Source organism: Rheinheimera muenzenbergensis, assembly GCF_036984005.1.
In the GTDB taxonomy this organism is placed as follows: Bacteria; Pseudomonadota; Gammaproteobacteria; order Enterobacterales; family Alteromonadaceae; genus Alishewanella; species Alishewanella muenzenbergensis.
Genome location: NZ_JALAAR010000048.1, coordinates 1 through 1,199, shown reverse-complemented (window position 1 = coordinate 1,199; position 1,199 = coordinate 1). Strand labels below are relative to the sequence as shown.

Here is a 1,199-nt window from a genome sequence, read left to right as displayed (position 1 = left end):
GGTAATACACCCATTTTTAATTGACGCTGAAAGTAGAAGGTTGCGTTATTAAAGCCTGTTTGTATTTCGGTGGTATGCCACCAATTGCTTTGTTTGGTCGTTCATTATTGTAAAACCAAAGCCATTCTGTCGCATGATCTTGTACTTCGGCAATACTGTTGAATAAATATTGGTTTAGCCATTCGTAGCGAACGGTGCGGTTGTACCGCTCCACATACGCGTTTTGCTGTGGGTTGCCCGGTTGGATAAACTTCAGTTCAACATCATGTTTTTCAGCCCACTCAGCCAGTAAAGCACTGATATATTCCGGGCCATTGTCGCTACGTATCTGCTTGGGTTTGCCACGCCATTCAATAACTTGATTCAGAGTGCGGATAACACGCTCTGCCGGCAGCGAGAAGTCGACCTCAATCGCCAGTCCTTCACGGTTAAAATCATCAATGATATTGAGCAGCCTGAAGCTGCGGCCATCTTCAAGCTGGTCATGCATAAAATCCATAGACCAACACTGGTTCATTGACTCTGGTACGGCTAGTGCATCAGGTTTATCCCGTTTTAAGCGTTTCTTAGGCTTTATCCGCAGATTAAGCTCCAGCTCCCGATATATCCTAAGCACCCGTTTATGGTTCCAGCTAAAGCGTTTCACGTTGCGTAAAAAGTAAAAACACATACCAAAGCCCCAACTACGGTGCGTTGTCGTTAGTCGAAGCAGCCAGTCAGCAATTAGCGCGTTCTCGTCACTTAGTTTGGCCTGATAGCGATAACAGGTTTCGCTAAGCCCAAACAAGGCACACGCTAACTTGATAGCAATGGAATGGTTTTGCACCGCCTTTTGCGCGAATTCCCGTCGGCGCGACGGCTTTACCACTTTTTTTCGATGGCCTCTTTGAGGATTTCAGCCTTTAGCCGCTCCTCGGCATACATTTTTTTAAGCCGGGCATTTTCGGTTTCCAGCTCTTTCAATCTGGCCATCATAGACGCATCCATGCCGCCAAACTTGGCGCGCCATTTATAAAAGGTAGCCGAACTCATGCCATGCTCACGGCACAGCTCTGGCACAGGTGCACCGGCTTCGGCTTGTTTTAAGATTGCCAGGATTTGGCTGTCGCTAAATTTTGATGTTTTCATGCAGAATCTCCTGCGTTTATGTTACGAGAAAATTCTACTTTTGACGTCAGTTATTTTTAGGGGGTATTACC

At 46.4% G+C, this 1,199-nt stretch carries 1 protein-coding gene; it reads right to left on the bottom strand.

What is annotated here, in order from left to right; all coding sequences use genetic code 11:
- Nucleotides 1-16: 16 nt before the first annotated feature.
- Nucleotides 17-1,128 (bottom strand): IS3 family transposase gene (locus MN202_RS20490; RefSeq protein ID WP_335737989.1). Its coding sequence is split into 2 segments (ribosomal slippage): nt 17-867 and nt 867-1,128, totalling 1,113 coding nucleotides; the frame shifts between segments, so codons are not numbered across the junction.
- Between the last annotated feature and the right edge of the window lie 71 nt (nt 1,129-1,199).